The organism is Mesorhizobium sp. M7A.F.Ca.US.011.01.1.1, from assembly GCF_003998295.1.
Classification (GTDB): Bacteria; Pseudomonadota; Alphaproteobacteria; order Rhizobiales; family Rhizobiaceae; genus Mesorhizobium.
In genome coordinates this window covers 1-21,135 of the sequence record NZ_RZRT01000029.1, presented here as the reverse complement: position 1 = coordinate 21,135, position 21,135 = coordinate 1, and the positions used below count along the sequence as shown (strand labels likewise).

The following is a 21,135-nucleotide window of genomic DNA, read 5'->3' as shown; positions in this document are numbered from 1 at the left end:
ATGTTTACACTGCTCGTCGATTTTGCGGACAAGGTCTCGGTCTTCAATGTCTTCCGCTACATCACCTTCCGCACCGGCGGGGCGCTGATCACGTCGGCGCTGATCGTCTTCATCTTCGGACCGACCATCATCAATTCGCTGCGGCTGCGGCAAGGCAAGGGTCAGCCGATCCGCGCCGATGGGCCGCAGACACATTTCAAGAAGGCCGGCACGCCGACCATGGGCGGCCTGATGATCCTGTCGGGCATCATCGGCTCGTCGCTTTTGTGGGCGAACCTGTCGAGCATCTATGTCTGGGTGGTGCTGCTGGTGACGCTGGGCTTCGGCTCGATCGGCTTCTACGACGACTATCTCAAGGTAACCAAGCAGTCGCATCTCGGCTTTTCCGGCAAGGCAAGGCTGGCGCTTGAATTCGTCATCGCCGGCATCGCCGCCTGGGTAATCATGCATAACGGCCAGGCGCCGTTCTCGTCGTCGCTGACATTTCCCTTCGCCAAGGAATTCATCGTCAATCTCGGCTGGTTCTTCATTCCGTTCTCCTGCTTCGTCATCGTCGGCGCCGGCAATGCGGTGAACCTGACCGACGGCCTGGACGGGCTGGCGATCGTGCCGATCATGATCGCGGCTGCCTCCTTCGGCGTCATCGCCTATCTCTCGGGCAATGCGGTGTTCGCCGAATATCTGCAGATCCATTTCGTGCCCGGCACCGGTGAACTGGCGGTCGTGCTCGGCGCGGTCATCGGCGCTGGTCTGGGCTTCCTCTGGTTCAATGCGCCGCCTGCGGCGATCTTCATGGGCGACACCGGCTCGCTGGCCATGGGCGGCCTGATCGGCACCGTTGCGGTCGCCACCAAGCACGAGATCGTTCTGGTCATCGTCGGCGGATTGTTCGTCGTGGAAATCCTGTCGGTCATCATCCAGGTCGGCTACTTCAAGATGACCGGCAAGCGGGTGTTCCTGATGGCGCCGATCCACCATCATTTCGAAAAGCTCGGCTGGACCGAAAGCCAGGTGGTGATCCGCTTCTGGATCATCGCCGTCATCCTGGCGCTGGTCGGCCTGTCGACCCTCAAGCTGAGATAGGAAGCCATTTGATCCCCGCCGCATCCTTTTCAGGCAAGCGCGTTTCGCTCTTCGGGCTCGGTGGCTCGGGGATCGCTACGGCGCGCGCACTGATCGAGGGCGGCGCGGACGTGCTGGCCTGGGACGACAATCCCGAAAGCGTGGCCAAGGCCACGGCTGCCGGCATCGCAACCGCCGACCTCCGCGGCGCCGACTGGGCGAAATTCTCGGCCTTCGTGCTGTCGCCGGGTGTGCCGCTGACGCATCCCAAGCCGCATTGGACGGTGGAGCTGGCGCGCGGTTCGGGCGTCGAGATCATCGGCGACATCGAGCTTTTCTGCCGCGAGCGGATGCTGAGCGCGCCAAATTCGCCTTTCATCGCCGTCACCGGCACCAACGGCAAGTCGACGACGACCGCGCTGACCGCGCATATCCTGAAAGCCGCGGGACGCGACACCCAGATGGGCGGCAATATCGGCCGCGCGGTGATGACGCTCGATCCACTCGAGCCCGATCGGCACTATGTGGTCGAATGCTCGTCCTACCAGATCGACCTCGCGCCTTCGATCAATCCGACGGCAGGCATCCTGCTTAACCTGACGCCCGATCATCTCGACCGCCACGGCACCATGCAGCACTACGCCGCGATCAAGGAGCGGCTGGTGGCCGGCAGCGAGACGGCGATCGTCGGCATCGACGATTCCTGGTGCGCGCAGATCGCCGAGCGGCTGGAGCGGGCGGGGCGGCATGTCATCCGCATTTCCAAGCGGCTGCCGCTGACCGATGGCTATTTCGCCGATGGCAGCAACCTGATGGAAGCGGTGCATGGCCGTTACAGCCGTGTCGCCTTCCTCGAAGGCATCGGTTCGCTGCGCGGCCAGCACAATGCCCAAAACGCTCTGGCGGCGGTCGCCGCTTGCCTCAAGGTCGGGCTTGAGCTTGGCGAAATCCAGTCCGGGCTGGAAAGCTTTCCCGGCCTTGCGCACCGCATGGAGCAGGTCGGCCGCAAGGACCATGTACTGTTCATCAACGATTCCAAGGCGACCAATGCCGATGCGGCGGCGCCGGCGCTGTCCAGCTTTGCGCGCATCTACTGGATCGCCGGCGGCCTGCCCAAGGACGGCGGCATCGAACCGTTGCGCGGCTTCTTCCCGCGCATCGCCAAGGCCTATCTGATCGGCGAGGCGGCGCCGGCCTTTTCGGCGACGCTGGGCGAGGCCGTGCCCTACGAGATTTCAGGCACGCTGGCCGCGGCGGTCGAACACGCCGCGCATGATGCGGCCCGGGACGACAGCGGCGAAGCGGTGGTACTGCTGTCGCCGGCCTGCGCCAGTTTCGACCAGTTCAAGAATTTCGAAGTCCGCGGCGAAGCCTTCAGGCAAGCTGCGAATGCTATCGAGGGTGTGAAACCCATCGGAGGGGCACGATAATGCAGAGCCGTCTCGACAAAAGTCCGGTTGCGACCTGGTGGTGGACGATCGATCGCTGGTTCCTGGCGGCTTTCCTGTCGCTGATGGGGCTTGGCATCGTCTTGTCCTTCGCTGCCAGCCCGGCGGTGGCCGAACGCATCGGCCTCGACAGTTTCCACTTTGCCACCAGGCAGATCATCTTCACCGTGCCGGCGCTCGGCGTGATGCTGGCCGTTTCCTTCCTCGATTCCAGGCAGATCCGGCGCATGGCGCTGGTCATCCTGTGCCTGATGCTGGTGCTGATGGTGGCGGTGCTCTACATCGGCGTCGAGGTGAAGGGTGCGCGCCGCTGGGTGTCGCTTGCAGGCCTGTCGATCCAGCCGTCGGAATTCCTGAAGCCCGCCTTCGTCATCATGTGCGCCTGGCTGTTCGCCGAGCACAAGCGCCAGCCTGACATTCCGGGCAATCTGTTCGCCATGCTGCTGCTGGTGCTGGTCGTGTCGCTGCTGGTGGCGCAACCGGATCTCGGCCAGACCATGCTGACGACCGGCACCTGGGGCATCATGTTCTTCATGGCCGGGCTGCCCTGGCTGTGGATCGTCGCGCTCGGCGCGGCCGGCGTCGGCGGCGTCTTTGCCGCCTATACGGTGTTCCCGCACGTTGCCTTGCGCATCGACAAGTTCCTCACCGGCGAGGGCGACACGTTCCAGGTCGACATGGGGCGCGAAGCGCTGATCAATGGCGGCTGGTTCGGTGTCGGGCCGGGCGAGGGCACAGTCAAGCGCGTCATTCCCGACAGCCATGCCGACTTCGTCTTCTCGGTCGCGGGCGAAGAGTTCGGGCTGATCATGTGCTTCTTCATCATGTCGATCTTCGCCTTCATCGTGCTGCGCGGCCTCAACACGGCGCTGAAGGAGCATGACGATTTCACCCGCTATGCGGTCGGCGGCCTCGTCACCGTGTTTGGCCTGCAGGCGGTCATCAACATGTGCGTCAATCTCCAGCTTGTGCCGGCCAAGGGTATGACGCTGCCGTTCATCTCCTATGGCGGCTCCTCGCAGATCGCCATCGCCATCTCGATGGGCATGGTGCTGGCGCTGACACGCAAACGGCCGGAAAAGCGCAAGCAGATGGGCTTTGGCCTGTCGCAACGCGCCGTGCCGGCGGAGTGATATGGCCAGAGGCGTCATCCTTCTCGCGGCAGGCGGCACCGGTGGGCATCTTTTCCCGGCCGAAGCGCTGGCGCATGAGCTGAACGAGCGCGGCTGGTCGGTGCATCTGGCGACCGACGACCGTGCCGAGCGTTTCGCCGGCCATTTTCCGGCCGCCGCCGTCCACCCGATCCAGTCGGCGACGATGGGCTCGAAAAACCCTTTTGCCCTAATTGGCGCCTTCTGGAAGATCTGGCGCGGCGTGCGCCAGGCTTCCGCCGTCATCGGCAGGATCAAGCCGGATGCTGTCGTCGGCTTTGGCGGCTATCCGACCTTGCCGCCGCTCTACGCGGCGACACGGCGCAAGGTGCCGACACTGATCCATGAGCAGAACGCGGTGATGGGGCGCGCCAACCGGGCGCTGGCCGGCCGTGTCGACGCCATCGCCGGCGGCTTCCTGCCGCAGGACACCAGTGCTGCCGGCGTCAAGACGGTGATGACAGGCAATCCGGTCAGGCCTGCCGTGCTGGAAGCGGCCAGGACGGCTTATGCGGCGTCGACCGGGGAACAGACGTTCCGCCTGCTGGTGTTCGGCGGCAGCCAGGGCGCCCAGTTCTTTTCCGATGCCGTGCCGGGAGCCATTGCGCTGCTTTCCGATGCCCAGCGCAAGCGGCTGGTCATCACCCAACAAGCTCGCGCGGATGACGTGGCGCGGGTCAAGGCGGCCTATGCCGCGCTTGGCGTTGCTGCCGAGGTCTCACCCTTCTTCACCGACATGGCGCAGCGCATGGCGGCGGCGCATCTGGTGATCTCGCGCTCCGGCGCCTCGACCGTCTCGGAGATCGCCGTCATCGGCCGGCCGGCGCTGCTGGTGCCTTATCCCTATGCGCTCGACCATGATCAGGCGGCGAACGCGGCGGCTCTTGCCGCTGCCGGCGGCGGCGAAGTGCACCCGCAATCCTCGCTCTCGTCCGAACGCATCGCAGCGCTCATTGGCGAGCTGATGGACGACCCCGATCGGCTGACGGCGATGGCGGCGGGTGCGAAATCGGCCGGCAGGCCGAACGCGGCCCGGTTGCTCGCTGATCTTACAGAGGCTATTGCGTCCAAAAAAACCATTTCGGATTTCAGGAAGGGGACGCAAGCATGAAGATGCCGCAGACCATCGGCCTTGTGCATTTCATCGGCATTGGCGGCATCGGCATGAGCGGCATTGCCGAAGTGCTGCACAATCTCGGCTACAAGGTGCAAGGGTCCGACCAGGCCGAAAGCGCCAATGTGCAACGGCTGCGCGACAAGGGCATCGAATGCTTCGTCGGCCATAGGGCCGAGAATCTCGGCGATGCCGAGGTGGTGGTCGTCTCGACGGCGATCAAGAAATCCAACCCTGAGCTCAAGGCCGCGCGCGAAAAGCTGCTGCCGATCGTGCGCCGGGCCGAAATGCTGGCCGAGCTGATGCGCTTTCGCCAGGCGGTGGCGATCGGCGGCACACATGGCAAAACGACGACGACCTCGATGGTGGCGACCTTGCTCGATGCCGGTGGGCTCGATCCGACCGTCATCAATGGCGGCATCATCAATGCCTACGGCACCAATGCGCGCATGGGCGACGGCGAGTGGATGGTGGTCGAGGCCGACGAGAGCGACGGCACTTTCCTGAAACTGCCGGCCGAGATCGCGGTCGTCACCAACATCGATCCCGAGCATCTCGATCACTATGGCAGCTTCGACAAGGTGCGCGAGGCGTTCCGCCAGTTCGTCGAGAACGTGCCGTTCTATGGTTTTGGCGTGATGTGCACCGATCACCCCGAGGTGCAGGCACTGGTCAGCCGCATCGAGGACCGCCGGGTCATCACCTATGGCGAGAATGCGCAGGCCGACGTGCGCTTTACCAATCACCGCATGGCAGGTGCCATTTCGGAATTCGACGTGGTGATCCGCGACCGCAAGACAGGCGGCCAGACGACGATAGCAGGCCTGCGCCTGCCGATGCCCGGCCGCCACAACGTCTCCAACGCGACGGCAGCGATCGCGGTCGCGCATGAGCTCGGCCTGTCGGCCGAGGCGATCAAGAAGGGCCTGTCGTCCTTCGCCGGCGTCAAGCGCCGCTTCACCCATACCGGTTCGTGGGACGGCGTCGAAATATTCGACGATTACGGCCACCATCCGGTCGAGATCTCGGCGGTGCTGAAGGCGGCGCGCAGCGCCACCCAGGGTCGCGTCATCGCCATTGCCCAGCCGCATCGCTTCACCCGGCTGCATGATCTGTTCAACGAGTTTTCCACCTGCTTCAACGACGCCGACACAGTGATGGTGGCGCCGGTCTACGCGGCCGGCGAAGAGCCGATCGACGGCGTCAGCTCGGACGCGCTGGTGTCGCGCATCCGCGCCGGCGGCCATCGCGACGCGCGCTACATCGAGGGTCCGGCGGCGATCGCGCCCGTCATCCGTGATCTGGCCAAGCCGGGTGACTTCGTCGTCTTCCTGGGCGCCGGCAACATCACCCAATGGGCCTATGCGTTGCCCAAGGAGCTTGGCGGGACCGTCTCATGATGCACGGCCAGGCCCTGATCGACAGACTTGGCGACCGGCTTGCCGGCCTGCGCGGCCGTCTCACGCCGAACGCCGAGATGGACAAAATCACCTGGTTCCGTGCCGGGGGTCTGGCTGAAGCGTTGTTCCAGCCGGCCGATGAGGAGGATCTTGCAGTGTTCCTCAAAGCCGTTCCTGAAGAAATACCTCTTACCGTCGTTGGCGTCGGCTCCAACCTGCTGGTCCGCGACGGCGGCATCGAGGGCTTTGTCATCCGCCTTTCGGCCAAGGGCTTCGGCGAGGCCGAGTTGATTTCGCCGATCAGGATCAAGGCGGGAGCTGCGACCCCCGACAAGCGCGTCGCAGCGGTGGCGCTCGAGGCCGGCATTGGCGGCTTTCATTTTTACCACGGCATTCCGGGTGCAATCGGCGGTGCGCTGCGGATGAATGCCGGCGCCAATGGTGTCGAGACGCGCGAGCGCGTCGTCGAAGTGCGGGCGCTCGACCGCAAGGGCAATGTGCAGACGCTGAGCAATGCCGATATGGGATACGCCTATCGCCATTCAGCGGCGCCCTCCGGGCTGATCTTCACCTCGGCCGTGTTCGAAGGCTTTGCCGAGGACAAAACGGCGATCAAGGCGGCGATGGAGGCCGTGCAGAACCATCGCGAGACCGTGCAGCCGATCCGCGAGAAGACCGGTGGCTCGACCTTCAAGAATCCGGAAGGCACGTCGGCCTGGAAGGAGATCGACAGAGCGGGCTGCCGCGGCCTGATGATCGGCGGCGCCCAGATGTCGCCGATGCATTGCAACTTCATGATCAACACGGGAACCGCGACCGGCTACGACCTGGAATATCTCGGCGAGACGGTGCGCACGCGGGTGCTGGAGAATTCCGGTATCCGGCTGCAATGGGAAATCAAGCGAATCGGCAATTTCCGGCCGGGGCATGCCGTGCAGGAGTTTCTAGGGCAGCTCCTTTAAGGTGCACTTTGCGCGCGTTGAAGTTCATGTGATGCATGAACTTCAACGCGGCCGAAACGGTCGGCGACCGTTGCCGCAAAGACTCAACGACACGCTTTTCGCATCCATTTTCTCAGAAAGTGAATCTCTCGGAATCGTAAGCACTTGCCAGTGAATCAACTCTCTGATTCTCTGCTCGAAAGCGTTTCCTGATTTGAGTCGTTCGACGCGTTTTCAGCGTTTTCCGTCTGGGGGGCAACCTGCCGGGAGACTCTGACTCAATGTTGCGGAAAATCTGATTTTGGTCCGCCGTGAGAGAGGGGATGCCGGGGAATGAAAAACAAGCATGTGGCCGTCCTGCTGGGTGGTTTTTCGTCCGAGCGGCCCGTGTCTCTTTCGTCGGGGAAGGCTTGCGCCGATGAGCTCGAGAAGGAAGGCTACCAGGTCACCCGTGTCGATGTCGGGCGCGATGTCGGCTCCGTGCTTGCCGAGCTCAAGCCCGATGTCGCGTTCAATGCGCTGCACGGCCCTTTTGGCGAGGACGGCACCATTCAGGGCATCCTTGAATATCTCGGCATTCCCTACACCCATTCCGGCGTGCTCGCCTCGGCTCTGGCCATGAACAAGGAGCAGGCCAAGCGGGTTGCCAAGTCGGTCGGCATCGTGGTCGCCGAATCGAAGGTCGCCAGCCGCTTTGCCATCCAGAACAAACATCCGATGAAGCCGCCCTATGTGGTCAAGCCGGTCAATGAGGGTTCGAGCTTCGGTGTCGTCATCGTGCATGAGGGCCAGTCGCATCCGCCGCAGGTTCTTGGCTCGTCGGAGTGGAAATATGGCGATACCGTCATGGTCGAGCGCTACATCCACGGCAGGGAGCTGACCTGCGCGGTGATGGGCGATGTGGCGCTGGGGGTCTGCGAGGTCATCCCGACCGGCCATTCCTTCTACGACTATGATTCAAAATATGTCGCCGGGGGATCAAAGCACGAATGCCCCGCAAAAGTTTCACCGAATATTTACCAAAAAATACAAACACTGGCGCTCAAGGCTCACCAAGCGATCGGCTGTCGGGGCGTTTCCCGTTCGGACTTCCGTTATGACGATCGTCATTCCGAAAACGGCGAGATTGTCTGGCTCGAGGTCAACACCCAGCCGGGTATGACGCCGACGTCTTTGGTGCCTGAAATCGCCGCCCATGCCGGGCACTCGTTTGGCGATTTGTTGAGTTGGATGGTGGAGGACGCTTCGTGTCTGCGTTGAAATGGGGACAAGGTAGGGAGAGGGGCGCGGCCGGGCCGGCGCTGTTCGGCCTGTCGTTGTCGTTGGACCATTTCGTACTGCCGCGCATGCTTCGCCGCCCGGTGCGCATTCTGGCGCGCCTGGGCGTCGGGGAATTCCAGGCGCCGCGCTTTTCCGCGGTCATGATGTCGGCCGTGCTGATTTTCTCGAGCAGTGCCTATGGTGCCTACCTCGGCGGTCATGTCGACGGTATCGTGCAGAGCATCACCGCCCGTACCGGCTTTGCCGTCGATCAGGTCAAGGTGGTCGGCAATCGCCAGACCTCGGAAATCGATATACTCGACAGGCTTGAACTCGACGGCTGGACGTCGCTGATCGGCTTTAATGCCGAGGCAGCGCGCGAACGGATCTCCGGCCTGCCGTGGATCGAGGTTGCGGCGGTGCGCAAGGTCTACCCGCACACGCTGGAAGTACGTGTCGAGGAGCGCGAGGCTTTCGCGCTCTGGCAGCAGGGCGACGAGCTTTCGGTCATCGAGAGGAATGGTGCCATGATCGCGCCGTTCTCGGGCGGCAAGCAGGTGCTTCTGCCGCTGCTGATCGGCACCGGCGCGCCGGCGAGCGCGCCCGATTTCCTGGCCAAGGTCGAAAAATATCCCGAGCTCGCGAGCCGGATCAAAGGGTATATCCGCGTCGGCGAGCGGCGCTGGGACCTGAAGCTGGACAATGGCATCACCATCAAGCTTCCCGAGGATGACGAGGAACAGGCGCTCGCCGAACTCGTGAAGATGGATCATGACAGCGGCTTGCTGTCGCGCGACATCGCCGCCGTCGACATGCGCCTGACGGACCGGCTGGTCGTGCAGTTGACGGCGGAAGCGGCGACGCAGCGCGAAGCCGCCCTCAACGAGAAACCCAAGAGCCTGAAGCGCAAGCCGGAGACGAAGATATGAACTGGCTTGGCGGTCCTGGCGATGCCGCGTCGCGCCGGTCCGGCACCCTGACGGTGCTGGATGTCGGTTCGAGCAAGGTCTGCTGCATGGTGGCCAAGCTGAAGCCGTGCGATGACGGCAAGCTGCTGCGCGGTCGCTCGCACCGGATCCAGGTGATCGGCATCGGTCACCAGAAGTCGCAAGGCGTGAAGTCGGGTGTCATCGTCGATCTCGACCGCGCCGAGCACGCCATCCGCCTTTCCGTCGACGCGGCCGAGCGCATGGCCGGGCTGACGGTCGATTCTCTGATCGTCAACATGACGGCCGGCCGGCTCAAGAGCGAAGCCTTCTCCGCCACCATCAATCTTGGCGGCCATGAGGCCGACGAGGCCGACATCAAGCGCGTTCTCGGTGCTGGCGCCAAGCAGGCGCTGAAGGCCGAGCGCGAGGTGATCCATTCGCTTCCCGTCGGCTTCTCGCTGGATGCCGAACGCGGCGTGCGCGATCCGCGCGGCATGGTCGGCGACGCACTCGGCGTCGACATGCATGTGCTGACCGGCGACGCCGCGCCGATGCGCAATCTGGAGCTTTCCATCAACCGTTCGCATCTGTCGGTCGAGCGCATGGTGGCGACGCCCTATGCCAGCGGTTTGGCGGCCCTGGTCGACGACGAGCTGGAAATGGGTGCGGCCTGCATCGACATGGGCGGCGGCACGACGACGATTTCGGTGTTTTCGGAAGGCAAGTTCGTCCATGGCGACGCCATCGCCATCGGCGGCAACCACGTCACGCTGGACATGGCCAAGGGGCTGTCGACCTCGCTCGATGCCGCGGAACGGCTGAAGGTGATGCATGGCTCGGCGCTGCCGGGCAGCGCAGACGACCGCGACCTGGTCTCGATCCAGCCGATCGGCGACGATGGCGACGTGCCCTTGCAGATCCCGCGCTCGGTGATGACGCGCATCGTGCGCGCCCGCATCGACGAGACGCTCGAACTGCTGCGCGACCGGCTGAACAGGTCCGGCTATGGCAATGCAGTGGGCAAGCGTGTGGTTCTTACCGGCGGTGCCAGCCAGCTTGCCGGCCTGCCGGAGGCGGCGCGCCGCATCCTGGGACGCAATGTGCGCATCGGCCGCCCGCTCGGCGTGGCCGGCCTGCCGGAAGCGGCGAAGGGGCCGGCCTTCTCGGCCGCGGTGGGGCTTCTGATCTATCCGCAGATGGCGAGCTTCGAGAGCCATCCTGCGAAAGGAATTTCCGGTCTCAAAATGACCGGAACGGGCGGAAAACTGCATCGCATGAGTCAGTGGTTGAGAGACAGTTTCTAAAATTGACGGGGACAGCCCCATAGGCGGCCGCGGCGGCGAAGCGGCGTGAAAGGCAAAGGACGGAGACAATGACCATCAATCTGCAAAAGCCGGACATCACCGAGCTTAAGCCGCGCATCACCGTGTTCGGTGTCGGCGGCGGTGGCGGCAATGCCGTCAACAACATGATCACCGCCGGTTTGCGCGGTGTCGAGTTCGTGGTGGCCAACACCGACGCGCAGGCGCTGACCATGTCGAAGGCGGGCCGCCTAATCCAGCTCGGCGCGCATGTCACCGAAGGCCTTGGCGCCGGCTCGCAGCCGGAAGTCGGCCGTGCGGCGGCGGAAGAGTGCATCGATGAAATCCTCGATCACCTGACCAACACCCATATGTGCTTCGTCACCGCCGGCATGGGCGGCGGCACCGGCACCGGTGCTGCTCCCGTCGTTGCCCGCGCTGCGCGCGAAAAGGGCATCCTCACCGTCGGCGTCGTCACCAAGCCGTTCCACTTCGAAGGCCAGCGCCGCATGAAGACCGCGGATTTCGGCATCGAGGAATTGCAGAAATGCGTCGATACGCTGATCGTCATCCCCAACCAGAACCTGTTCCGGCTGGCCAATGACAAGACCACCTTCGCCGACGCCTTCGCCATGGCCGACCAGGTGCTCTATTCCGGTGTCGCCTGCATCACCGACCTGATGGTCAAGGAAGGCCTGATCAATCTCGACTTCGCCGACGTCCGTTCCGTCATGCGCGAGATGGGCAAAGCGATGATGGGCACCGGCGAGGCTTCTGGCGAGGGCCGCGCGATGGCCGCCGCCGAAGCGGCGATCGCCAACCCGCTGCTCGACGAGACCTCGATGAAGGGGGCCAAGGGCCTGCTGATCTCGATCACCGGCGGCCGCGACCTGACGCTGTTTGAAGTCGACGAAGCCGCGACCCGTATCCGCGAGGAAGTCGACCAGGACGCCAACATCATCCTGGGCGCCACCTTCGACGAGGAACTCGAAGGCGTCATTCGCGTCTCGGTAGTTGCCACCGGCATCGACAAGTCGGCGGCTGAAATCGCCGCCGCGCCGATCTCGATCCGCACGGCGCCTCCGAAGCCGGCCAGCCGCCCGGCGGCTCAGATCGCGGAGGTTCGTCCGGCGCCTGTTCAGCAGGCGGCATACGAGCCACGCACTGTCGACCCGGTCGCGGAAGCCATTCAACTGGCTGAAGCAAATGCCGCGGCCATGGCGCAGGCGCGCCCGGCTCCGGTCGCCCACGCTGAAGATTTCCGCCCGCAGAGCAAGATCTTCCAGGCGCCGCCAGCACAGCCTATGCCGCATCCCGTGGTCCAGCAGATGCAGCCGGCCCCCCCGCCGCGCGAGATGCTGCGCGAAGCCCCGCAGCCGGTTGCCATGGCGCCGCAGCGTATGCCGCGCGTCGAGGACTTTCCGCCGGTCGTCAAGGCCGAGGTGGACGCCAAGAGCCGCCCAGTCGACCACGAGAACAACAGCGGACCGATGGGCCTGCTGAAGCGCCTGACCAATGGTCTGACCCGCCGCGAGGAAGAACCCGCACGACTGCAGCCGGCGCAGCCGCGCGAGCCCAAGCTGCGCCAGGCCGCGCCCGAAGTGCGCCGTCTCGCCAGCCAGGATGCGCAGCTCTATGCGCCGCGCCGTGGCCAGCTCGACGATCAGGGCCGCCTGACGCCGCAGGTGAGGACGACTCAGGAAGACGATCAGCTGGAGATTCCGGCGTTCCTGCGCCGCCAGGCCAACTGATTGGTAAACGGACTGTAACATTTGTTAACAGGCAAGCGAGGAATCGCTTGCCTGTTAACGTTTTAAATGATGGGATTTCAACGACTTACCAATTCGTACTCATTCTATTTTGCGGTTACACAGAGTAAGAAACCGTGATTTGGAGTCTCCCTAACGGGACATTATCTTCGCTGCCTACCATCATCGGTTTGCCGGGATTTCGGGGGAAGTCACCCTGCCAGCCGATTCACACAAGAGCCGCGCCCTCGGGCTGGAGAAGCGGACCTAGGCATTACGGGCTTATGGGGATTGTCTTGCACGACTATCAGACGACATTGAAGACGCGCGCGTCGCTTACCGGCACCGGCGTCCACAGCGGCAAGGAAGTGTCCATCAGCTTCGTGCCCGCGGATGCCGACACCGGCATCGTTTTCCAGCTTTTCAACGGTGCGGAGCAGGGCCGCGAGTTTCGTGCCCTGGTTTCGGAAGTCGGCGCTACCGACCTGTGCACCATGCTTGGTGATCCCGCCGGCGAGCATATCGCCACGGTCGAGCACATCATGGCGGCGCTGTTTGGGCTCGGCATCGATAATGTCGCTGTCGAGATCGATGGTTCCGAGGTTCCTATCTTCGATGGCAGCGCCATGGCGTTCGTCGAAGCCATCGACCAGGCGGGTATCGAGACGCTCTCGGTCAAGCGGCGCTATATCAGGGTCATCAAGCCGGTCCGTATCGAGAACGGCGCCTCGTGGGCGGAGTTTCGCCCCTATGACGGGACCCGTTTCGAGATCGAGATCGACTTCGAAAGTCCGGCGATCGGCCGTCAGCTGTTTGCCTCCGACCTCAATGCCGATATTTTCCGTCGCGACATCGCGCGCGCCCGCACCTTCGGCTTCATGAAGGATGTCGAGCGGCTGTGGGCTGCAGGCTACGCGCTCGGCTCCTCGCTGGAGAACTCGCTGGTCATCGGCGACGACAACCGCGTCATCAATATGGGCGGCCTGCGCTATCCCAACGAATTCGTGCGCCATAAAACGCTGGACGCTATGGGCGACCTGGCGCTGGCCGGCGCCCGCTTCATCGGCTGCTTCCGCTCCTATCGCGGCGGCCACAGGATGAATGCCGCGGCCCTGCGCCGCCTGCTGTCGGACCGCACGGCGTTCGAGATCGTCGAGACGACGCGCCGTGAGCGTGGCCGCAGCGCCGAGATGAACGCCGTCAACGCGCCACTCTACGCGCCGTGGATGATCTGATTTCCCGGGGTTTTTCGGCTTCCATGGGCGGTATCGCGTGTGGCAGGAATGCACCACTCGCCAGTGAAATTGCATTGACGTCCAAGCTGCGTCCGGCCGCCACAAAAATGTGCGATTGGCCGGAGATAGCGTTGCCGGGCAAGGCGGTTATGGTTTATGGCTGCTGCCGTCGATTAATGCATGTCGTTCAAACGTGGGGACCAGTTTTGAAACAATGGCATGCAACTGGCATTGAAATAGCGCCGAAAGGGCGAGATCCAATCATGTTCTTCAAGCGAGTTGGTCAATTGAAAGCACCGCAGAGGGCTGTTTTCCTGGCGCTTTCAGTAGTTGTTCCATCGCTCTTTCTGTCGGCCTGCATGTCGTCGGAGAAAGATATCGACCTGTCGACCTATGTCGATCAGACCGAGCCGGCCGATGTTCTCTACAATCAGGGCCTTGCCAATCTCAATGCCGGGCGCCTGCAGGAGGCGAGCAAGAAGTTCGACGCCGTCGACCGCCAGCACCCCTATTCGGAGTGGGCCCGCAAGTCGATGGTGATGGGCGCGTTCGCCGATTACCGCCAGGGCAATTATGACGAGGCGATCGGCTCGGCCAAACGCTATCTCACGCTCTATCCGTCAACCGATGACGCCGCCTACGCGCAGTACATCATCGGCTTGAGCTACTACCGCCAGATCAAGGATGTGACGCAGGACCAGAAGGAAGCGCGCCAGACCGTGCAGACGATGCAGGATCTGGTCACGCGCTGGCCGACATCGGAATATGTCGACGACGCCAAGGAAAAGATCCGCTTCGCCAACGATCAACTGGCCGGTAAGGAAATGCAGATCGGCCGCTACTATCTCGAGCGGCGTGAATACATCGCCGCCGTCAAGCGCTTCCGCACCGTGGTCGAGAACTATTCTAACACCCGCCATGTCGAGGAGGCGCTCGCCCGCCTGACCGAAAGCTATTACGCGATGGGTCTGACCTCGGAGGCGCAGACCGCCGCCGCCGTGCTCGGCACCAATTACCCTGACAGTTCATGGTACAAGGATTCATACAAGCTCTTGCAGAGCAATGGACTTGCACCGCGCGAAAATGCCGGGTCGTGGATATCCAAGGCCGGAAAGATGATCACCGGCGCCTGATCCCAAGCAGACGTTGCAGGCTTCACCAACGCGCCGTCTGCCTGGTTTTGTTGCTTGTCGCGGGTTCTAGCCGCAAAGCCGCACGACACTTTTGCGGAACCTGCCTGGAGCACTCCGATCGAAGCGTGCGCTTTTTCGGATTGATCCGGTGCTCAAACAAAAAGATAGTGCGGCGCTGCGACTCCAAACGGTCGCGTGCCGTTCTAGATTTGGGTTCTGATGCTTTCCAGACTGTCGATCCGCGATATCGTCCTGATCGAGAAGCTGGATATCGACTTCCAGCCGGGTCTTTCGGTGCTGACCGGCGAAACCGGTGCCGGAAAATCCATCCTGCTCGATGCCTTGTCGCTGGCGCTCGGAGCGCGCGGCGATGCTTCGCTGGTGCGCCATGGCGCGGCGCAGGGGCAGGTCATCGCCGTCTTCGACGTGCCGCGTAACCATCCGGCGCGTACGCTGCTTGCCGACAATGCGATCGAGGATGACGGCGACATCATCCTGCGCCGCCTGCAGACGGCGGACGGCCGCACCCGCGTCTTCGTCAACGATCAGCCTTCAAGCGTCACCCTGATGCGCGATGTCGGGCGCGCGCTGGTCGAGATTCATGGCCAGCATGATGAACGCGCTTTGGTCGATCCCGGTGCGCACCGCGAGGTGCTCGACGCTTTCGGCGGTCATCTCGGCGCCGTCCGTTCGACGGGCGAGGCATGGCGGCACTGGCGCGCCTGCGAGCAGGAGCTGTCGCGCCACCGCACCAAGGTGGCGGCGGCCGCGCGCGAGGCCGACTATCTGCGGGCTGCGGTGGCGGAACTGACGAAGCTCGATCCGCAGCCGGGCGAGGAGACGGACCTTGCCGAACTGCGGGCGTCGATGATGCGAGCGGAGAAGATCGCTTCCGAAATCCATGATGCGCAGGATGTGCTGTCCGGCCCGTCCTCGCCCTTGCCGCAACTGGCCAGCCTGCTGCGGCGGCTGCAGCGCAAGGTGACGGAGGCGCCCGGCCTGCTCGACGATGTCGTCAAATCGCTCGATGAGGCGATGCTGTCGCTCGACGCGGCGCAATCGGGCGTCGAGGCTGCACTGCGCGCCACCGAATATGATCCGCAGCGGCTGGAGAAAGCGGAGGAGCGGCTGTTTTCGCTGCGCGCGGCCTCGCGCAAGCACAGTATCGCCGTCGACGATTTGGCGCAGCTGCGCGACACGATGTCGGCCGATATCGCCGATCTCGATGCCGGCGAGGAGCGCCTGCACGGGTTGGAAAAGCAGGCCACCGCCGCGCGCGAGACCTATGACATTGCCGCCGCGCAGCTGTCCTCGCTTCGCCATGCGGCGGCGGTCGGCCTGACCAAGGCGGTGATGGCGGAATTGCCGGCTCTGAAGCTCGAACGCGCCGCCTTTATCGTGGAAATGAAGAGCGAGGTCGAAAGCCGCATGGAAGAGGGGATCGATCAGATCGAATTCTGGGTGCGGACCAATCCAGGCACGCGGCCCGGGCCGATGATGAAGGTCGCGTCCGGCGGCGAGCTTTCGCGCTTCCTTCTGGCGCTGAAGGTGGCGCTTGCCGACCGTGGCTCGGCGCCGACGCTGGTTTTCGACGAAATCGACACCGGCGTGGGCGGCGCCGTGGCGGACGCCATCGGCCAGCGGCTGGCGCGGCTCTCGAAGCGCGTTCAGGTGCTGTCGGTGACGCACGCGCCGCAAGTGGCGGCGCGCGCGGCGACGCATTTCCTGATCTCCAAATCCGGCACCACCGACCGTGTCGCCACCGGCATTGCCCAGATGGACCGTCCGGCGCGGCAGGAAGAGATCGCGCGCATGCTGGCCGGCGCCACCATCACCGACGAGGCGCGCGCCGCCGCCGAGCGATTGCTGCGCGAGAATACCGCCGTTTCCTGATGGCGCTGCTTCCCGATCGGGGGTGCCTCTAACTGGTGAAATTCGACGCACGAACAGAGTCAGCATATGGCTCCATCCTGCTGTTTCGGCGTGGTTTTGTCAGAATTCAGCTCCCTTCCATCCGAATCCTGATCTATTGTCCCGGGCCAACAGCAGCCAGGTGCAAAACCATGTCCGAAAAACCAGTCGATGCCCTGACCGAAAGCGAGGCCGAAGCTGAGCTGAAGCGCCTCGCGGAAGAGATCGCCGAGCACGATCGGCGCTACCATACCGAAGACGCGCCAGTTATCACCGATGCGGAATATGATGCGCTGGCACGGCGCAACCTTGCCATCGAGGAGCGCTTTCCTGCGCTGGTTCGCGAGGACTCGCCATCGCTGAGGGTTGGTGCAGCACCCGCGGAAGGCTTTACCAAGGTGCGCCACGCCGTGCCGATGCTCAGCCTTGCCAAGGCCTATACCGACGATGACGTCACGGATTTCATCGAACGCGGGCGGCGATTCTTCGATCGCGACAAGGAGCTCGATATCGCCTTCACCGCCGAACCGAAGATCGACGGGCTGTCGGCTTCGCTGCGTTACGAAAACGGTGTGTTCGTGCAGGGCGCGACGCGTGGCAACGGCGCCGTCGGCGAGGACATCACCGCCAATTTGAAGACTATCGCCGACATCCCTGCGAAGTTGAAAGGCTCGGGCTGGCCCGAAACCATCGAGATCCGCGGCGAGGTTTATATGACCTATGCGGAATTCGAGGCGCTGAAGCAACGCTCGGCAGCGGCCGGCGGCCAGGACTATGTCAATCCGCGCAATACGGCGGCCGGGTCGCTGCGCCAGAAGGATCCGTCCGTCACCGCCAGCCGCAACCTCAAATTCTTCGCCTATGCCTGGGGCTACACCTCGGCGGATCCCGCTCCGACCCAATATGATTCGGTACAGAAATTCGCCGAGTGGGGGTTCAAGATCAGTCCGCTGATGGTGCGGGCGAAATCGGCCGAGGAGTTGATCGCGCATTATCATCGGATCGAGGAGCAGCGCTCGGCGCTCGGCTACGATATCGACGGTGTCGTCTACAAGGTCGACCAGCTGGAATTGCAACGCCGATGGGGCTTCGTCACCGGCGAACCGCGCTGGGCGGTCGCGCACAAATTCCCGGCCGAACAGGCGATGACGACCGTGCAGAAGATCGACATCCAGGTCGGCCGTACCGGTACGCTGGCGCCGGTTGCGCGGCTGGCGCCGGTTACTGTCGGCGGCGTCGTGGTCGAGAACGTCACGCTGCACAATGAGGACTACATCAAGGGCCTGGACAGCACCGGCGAGCCGATCCGAGATGGCATCGATGTGCGCATCGGCGATACGGTCGTGATCCAGCGGGCAGGCGATGTCATTCCGCAGATCGTCAGCGTCGTCATCGACAAGCGGCCTGCTGATGCGGTGCCTTACGAGTTCCCTCACACTTGCCCGATCTGCGGCTCGCCGGCGACGCGCGAGATCAACGAAAAGACCGGCAAGGAAGATTCCCGCCGGCGCTGCACCGGCGAACTGATCTGCCCGGCGCAGGCGGTGGAGGGATTGCGCCACTTCGTGTCACGCGGCGCCCTGGACATCGAAGGGCTCGGCGCGGAAAACATAGACACTTTCTTCAATGCGGGATTGATCAAGACCGCCGCCGATATCTTCACGCTCAGGGACCGCCGTCCGGCTGTCACCAGGGCGCTGGCCGAGCGCCGTGAGGAGCAGGCAAGGCAGCGCGAGGCCGCATCGGGCAAGACACGCAAGAATGTGCGCAGCGTCGAGGATCGCAACTATGAGGGCCTCGACAAGCTGTTCGCCGCCATCGATTCGCGCCGCGAGCCGGAGCTGGACCGCTTCATCTTCGCGCTCGGCATCCGCCATATCGGTGAAACGACGGCCGCCGTGCTTGCCCGCACCTTCTCGACCATCGAGGAGCTGATCCGCGTCGGTAAGGAGACAGCGGCAGCGGAGAATCCACATACGGTTTTCCCCTCGGTCAACGGCATCGGCGATACCGTGATCGATGCTTTGCGCGACTTCTTCGGCAATGAGCGCAATGACGACGTGCTTGACGCGTTGCTCCGCCAAGTCAAGCCGAAGCCGTATATCGTCAACGTCTCGGCCGACAGCGAGGTCGCCGGCAAGACGGTCGTGTTCACGGGCTCGCTGGAGAAGATGACACGCTCCGAAGCCAAGGCGATGGCGGAGCGCCTCGGCGCCAAGGTCGCGGGCTCGGTTTCGGCGAAGACCGATCTTGTCGTGGCCGGGCCAGGTGCCGGCTCCAAGCTGAAGCTCGCCAGCGAACTCGGCATCGAGGTGATCGATGAGGATGCCTGGCTGGTGCGGATCGGCAAGGCATGACCGGACCGTTCAGCGGCTTCGGCCCCAAAGCCATTCCGTTCCTCAAGGCGCTGGATTTCCACCAGAGCGGCGAGTGGTTCCTGCAGAATCGCGACCTCTTCGAACAGGAGTTGCGCGATCCGCTCGGTGATCTCGTCGAGACGCTGACCGAGCGCTTCGCGGAGGCAGGTCTCGGCCTGCGCGGCGACCGCAAGAAGTCGCTGTTCCGGATCAATCGCGACGTGCGTTTCGCTAAAGATAAACGGCCCTACAACAGGCATTTGTCGGCCATCCTGTCGCCCGACGGCACCAAGATAGAGCAGGGCGTGTTCTACGTGCATATCGGGCTTGAGCGCTGCTTTGCCGACATCGCCTGGTGGCAGCCGGAGCCTGCGCTGCTGCTGGCGATGCGCAAAGCCGTCGCGACGAAGCCGGACAAGTTTCGCGCCCTGGTGGCGGCGTTGAAGAAGAACCGGCTTGAACTCGAGGCCGAAGGCCGTATGAAGCGTACGCCACGCGGCTTCGAGGAAATCAGCGATCCCGATCTGGTCGCCGCCATCCGCCACCGGCATTTCTATGTCCAGCATGTCATCGATCCGGCCGGAATCCATACGGCTGATCTGGTCGATGAACTCGTCGATTTCACCTTGCGCGCCAAGCCGCTGCTCGACTGGGGCAGGGCGATTGAGGGCAAGATCCCGAAGGAATAAGCGTCTAACTCAGCCGATCCAGCGATCATTTCCGCTGATCGTTTGGCTCAAGCGAATTCGTGTGACACGGCGAGGCGCGCCACCTACATACCGCGCTTCCCTTGTTGTTGTGCATGTCGTTATCCCTGCTACGCACTTTTGGACCACATGCATCAGGAGTGGTTGATGGCGACGGACGTAATTTCCGAGAGCAGCGATAAAAGCGATTTCTGGCAGGGCGTGCGGCTGTCGATGCCTGTCGTGGTGGCGTCGGCGCCGTTTGCGGTGCTGTTCGGTGCGCTCGCCGTCGACAATGGTTTCTCGGTCCTGGAAGCCTTCCTGATGAGCGCGCTGGTCTATGGCGGCGCCAGCCAGATGGTCGGCATCCAGCTGTTCGGGCAGCATGTGGCGCCGTGGCTGATCGTGCTGTCGATCTTCGCCGTCAATTTCCGCCACGTGCTTTATTCCGCAGGCATCGGCCGGCGCATCGCGCACTGGCCTGTCATCCAGCAGGCACTTGGTTATTTCATCCTCACCGATCCGCAATTCGCGGTAGCCGAAGCGCGGGCGCAATCGGGCCAGACGGTCGGCTTTGCCTGGTATCTGGGACTTGGCCTGCCGGTCTATCTGTTCTGGATCGTCGAAAGCGCGCTTGGCGCGCTGTTCGGCAAGCTGATCCCCGACACGCATGCGCTGGGCATCGATTTCCTGCTGCCGATCTATTTCCTCGGTCTCGTGCTGGGCTTCCGCAAGCGGCCGCTGTGGCTGCCGGTGGTCATTGCCAGCGCTGCCGCCTCGATCATCGCCTATAAGACCGTGGGGTCGCCCTGGCATGTCTCGATTGGCGCTGTTGCCGGTGTGCTGCTGGCGGTCATCCTGCCTCCCCATCACAGCGGTGTAAAGGCACGGCCATGAGCACGACCTTCTGGATCATCATCGCCGGCGCAATCGCGACCTACCTGACGCGCATCGGCGGGCATCTGGTCATCTCCCGCTTCGAAACCATCCATCCGCGCGTCGAGGCCGGTCTCAACGCCGTGCCGGCGGCGGTGCTGACGACGCTGGTGGCGCCGGAACTGTTGAACGCCGGGCCGGCGGAGTGGGCCGCACTGGTGGTCACCGCCGTGGTTTCGCTGCGCGGTGGGTTGATGGCGATGTTTCTGGCGGGTGCGGCAGTGCTGATTTTGGCGCGGCAGTTCGTGGGGTAAAATTCTAAGCGCGAATCGGTTTGGACGTTAGCGCCGCCTTTATTGCCCTGCCGGGCACTTCTCCCCGTAAGCGGCCGGGCTGTCACGTATGGATTCTTGCGAAGAAGAACCCCCACCCTAACCCTCCCCACAAGGGGGAGGGAACGCTGCCGCGTGCCTTTAATTCTTCTTGGCGCCGAAAAGACAGGCGATTCTCCTGGGTCAGCGCCAACGGAAGTCTCCCTCCCCCTTGTGGGGAGGGGTTAGGGGTGGGGGTCCGTGCCGGGCAG

17 protein-coding genes are annotated in these 21,135 nt (G+C 63.5%); all 17 read left to right on the top strand.

Features of this window, described 5'->3' with window-relative positions; all coding sequences use genetic code 11:
- The 17 genes from mraY to EOA13_RS22945 all read left to right on the top strand — a co-directional run bounded on the left by mraY (position 1) and on the right by EOA13_RS22945 (position 20,866).
- Entirely contained in the window at positions 1 to 1,083 is a 1,083-nt protein-coding gene (gene mraY, locus EOA13_RS23025) for a phospho-N-acetylmuramoyl-pentapeptide-transferase (protein ID WP_013530954.1), read from the top strand.
- Positions 1,084 to 1,091: 8 nt separating this feature from the next.
- Positions 1,092 to 2,492: a UDP-N-acetylmuramoyl-L-alanine--D-glutamate ligase gene (gene murD, locus EOA13_RS23020; protein ID WP_127296012.1), complete on the top strand. Its 1,401-nt coding sequence runs from the start codon at positions 1,092 to 1,094 to the stop codon at positions 2,490 to 2,492.
- Entirely contained in the window at positions 2,492 to 3,643 is a 1,152-nt protein-coding gene (ftsW, locus tag EOA13_RS23015) for a putative lipid II flippase FtsW (RefSeq protein WP_023813142.1), read from the top strand. Before murD ends, ftsW begins: the two co-directional genes overlap by 1 nt.
- Position 3,644: 1 nt before the next feature.
- The gene (murG, locus tag EOA13_RS23010; protein ID WP_127296011.1) at positions 3,645 to 4,772 is read left to right on the top strand and encodes an undecaprenyldiphospho-muramoylpentapeptide beta-N-acetylglucosaminyltransferase; all 1,128 of its coding nucleotides are present in this window, start codon (positions 3,645 to 3,647) and stop codon (positions 4,770 to 4,772) included.
- Positions 4,769 to 6,175, top strand: a complete 1,407-nt coding sequence (gene murC / locus EOA13_RS23005; protein WP_127296010.1) for a UDP-N-acetylmuramate--L-alanine ligase — start codon at positions 4,769 to 4,771, stop codon at positions 6,173 to 6,175. Before murG ends, murC begins: the two co-directional genes overlap by 4 nt.
- On the top strand, positions 6,172 to 7,137 hold the full coding sequence (gene murB / locus EOA13_RS23000) for a UDP-N-acetylmuramate dehydrogenase (RefSeq protein WP_127296009.1): 966 nt from the start codon (positions 6,172 to 6,174) through the stop codon (positions 7,135 to 7,137). The genes murC and murB overlap by 4 nt, the downstream gene beginning before the upstream one ends.
- Before the next feature lie 312 nt (positions 7,138 to 7,449).
- The gene (locus tag EOA13_RS22995; protein WP_127296008.1) at positions 7,450 to 8,376 is read left to right on the top strand and encodes a D-alanine--D-alanine ligase; all 927 of its coding nucleotides are present in this window, start codon (positions 7,450 to 7,452) and stop codon (positions 8,374 to 8,376) included.
- Positions 8,364 to 9,305, top strand: coding sequence for a cell division protein FtsQ/DivIB (locus tag EOA13_RS22990; protein WP_127296007.1), 942 nt, complete (start codon positions 8,364 to 8,366; stop codon positions 9,303 to 9,305). Before EOA13_RS22995 ends, EOA13_RS22990 begins: the two co-directional genes overlap by 13 nt.
- Positions 9,302 to 10,609 (top strand): cell division protein FtsA, encoded by a 1,308-nt coding sequence (gene ftsA / locus EOA13_RS22985; RefSeq protein ID WP_023813136.1) that lies wholly within the window; start codon positions 9,302 to 9,304, stop codon positions 10,607 to 10,609. Before EOA13_RS22990 ends, ftsA begins: the two co-directional genes overlap by 4 nt.
- Before the next feature lie 68 nt (positions 10,610 to 10,677).
- On the top strand, positions 10,678 to 12,357 hold the full coding sequence (ftsZ, locus tag EOA13_RS22980; RefSeq protein ID WP_127296006.1) for a cell division protein FtsZ: 1,680 nt from the start codon (positions 10,678 to 10,680) through the stop codon (positions 12,355 to 12,357).
- Between the two features lie 281 nt (positions 12,358 to 12,638).
- On the top strand, positions 12,639 to 13,589 hold the full coding sequence (lpxC, locus tag EOA13_RS22975) for a UDP-3-O-acyl-N-acetylglucosamine deacetylase (protein WP_023813134.1): 951 nt from the start codon (positions 12,639 to 12,641) through the stop codon (positions 13,587 to 13,589).
- A 263-nt stretch (positions 13,590 to 13,852) separates the two neighbouring features.
- Positions 13,853 to 14,722: an outer membrane protein assembly factor BamD gene (locus tag EOA13_RS22970; RefSeq protein ID WP_023813133.1), complete on the top strand. Its 870-nt coding sequence runs from the start codon at positions 13,853 to 13,855 to the stop codon at positions 14,720 to 14,722.
- 219 nt (positions 14,723 to 14,941) lie between these two features.
- Positions 14,942 to 16,615 (top strand): DNA repair protein RecN, encoded by a 1,674-nt coding sequence (recN, locus tag EOA13_RS22965; RefSeq protein ID WP_127296005.1) that lies wholly within the window; start codon positions 14,942 to 14,944, stop codon positions 16,613 to 16,615.
- 170 nt (positions 16,616 to 16,785) lie between these two features.
- On the top strand, positions 16,786 to 18,990 hold the full coding sequence (gene ligA, locus EOA13_RS22960) for an NAD-dependent DNA ligase LigA (RefSeq protein WP_127296004.1): 2,205 nt from the start codon (positions 16,786 to 16,788) through the stop codon (positions 18,988 to 18,990).
- The gene (locus tag EOA13_RS22955; protein ID WP_127296003.1) at positions 18,987 to 19,679 is read left to right on the top strand and encodes a TIGR02453 family protein; all 693 of its coding nucleotides are present in this window, start codon (positions 18,987 to 18,989) and stop codon (positions 19,677 to 19,679) included. Before ligA ends, EOA13_RS22955 begins: the two co-directional genes overlap by 4 nt.
- A 165-nt stretch (positions 19,680 to 19,844) precedes the next feature.
- Positions 19,845 to 20,573: an AzlC family ABC transporter permease gene (locus EOA13_RS22950; RefSeq protein WP_127296002.1), complete on the top strand. Its 729-nt coding sequence runs from the start codon at positions 19,845 to 19,847 to the stop codon at positions 20,571 to 20,573.
- Positions 20,570 to 20,866, top strand: coding sequence for an AzlD family protein (locus EOA13_RS22945; RefSeq protein ID WP_127296001.1), 297 nt, complete (start codon positions 20,570 to 20,572; stop codon positions 20,864 to 20,866). The genes EOA13_RS22950 and EOA13_RS22945 overlap by 4 nt, the downstream gene beginning before the upstream one ends.
- Positions 20,867 to 21,135 lie beyond the last annotated feature (269 nt).

Excerpts from the sequence above, each read along its gene's own strand:
- mraY (WP_013530954.1), top strand. The coding sequence starts at position 1 with ATGTTTACACTGCTCGTCGATTTTGCGGACAAGGTCTCGGTCTTCAAT.
- ftsW (WP_023813142.1), top strand. The coding sequence starts at position 2,492 with ATGCAGAGCCGTCTCGACAAAAGTCCGGTTGCGACCTGGTGGTGGACG.
- murG (WP_127296011.1), top strand. The coding sequence starts at position 3,645 with ATGGCCAGAGGCGTCATCCTTCTCGCGGCAGGCGGCACCGGTGGGCAT.
- murC (WP_127296010.1), top strand. The coding sequence starts at position 4,769 with ATGAAGATGCCGCAGACCATCGGCCTTGTGCATTTCATCGGCATTGGC.
- murB (WP_127296009.1), top strand. The coding sequence starts at position 6,172 with ATGATGCACGGCCAGGCCCTGATCGACAGACTTGGCGACCGGCTTGCC.
- EOA13_RS22995 (WP_127296008.1), top strand. The coding sequence starts at position 7,450 with ATGAAAAACAAGCATGTGGCCGTCCTGCTGGGTGGTTTTTCGTCCGAG.
- ftsA (WP_023813136.1), top strand. The coding sequence starts at position 9,302 with ATGAACTGGCTTGGCGGTCCTGGCGATGCCGCGTCGCGCCGGTCCGGC.
- ftsZ (WP_127296006.1), top strand. The coding sequence starts at position 10,678 with ATGACCATCAATCTGCAAAAGCCGGACATCACCGAGCTTAAGCCGCGC.
- lpxC (WP_023813134.1), top strand. The coding sequence starts at position 12,639 with ATGGGGATTGTCTTGCACGACTATCAGACGACATTGAAGACGCGCGCG.
- EOA13_RS22970 (WP_023813133.1), top strand. The coding sequence starts at position 13,853 with ATGTTCTTCAAGCGAGTTGGTCAATTGAAAGCACCGCAGAGGGCTGTT.
- recN (WP_127296005.1), top strand. The coding sequence starts at position 14,942 with ATGCTTTCCAGACTGTCGATCCGCGATATCGTCCTGATCGAGAAGCTG.
- ligA (WP_127296004.1), top strand. The coding sequence starts at position 16,786 with ATGTCCGAAAAACCAGTCGATGCCCTGACCGAAAGCGAGGCCGAAGCT.
- EOA13_RS22955 (WP_127296003.1), top strand. The coding sequence starts at position 18,987 with ATGACCGGACCGTTCAGCGGCTTCGGCCCCAAAGCCATTCCGTTCCTC.
- EOA13_RS22950 (WP_127296002.1), top strand. The coding sequence starts at position 19,845 with ATGGCGACGGACGTAATTTCCGAGAGCAGCGATAAAAGCGATTTCTGG.
- EOA13_RS22945 (WP_127296001.1), top strand. The coding sequence starts at position 20,570 with ATGAGCACGACCTTCTGGATCATCATCGCCGGCGCAATCGCGACCTAC.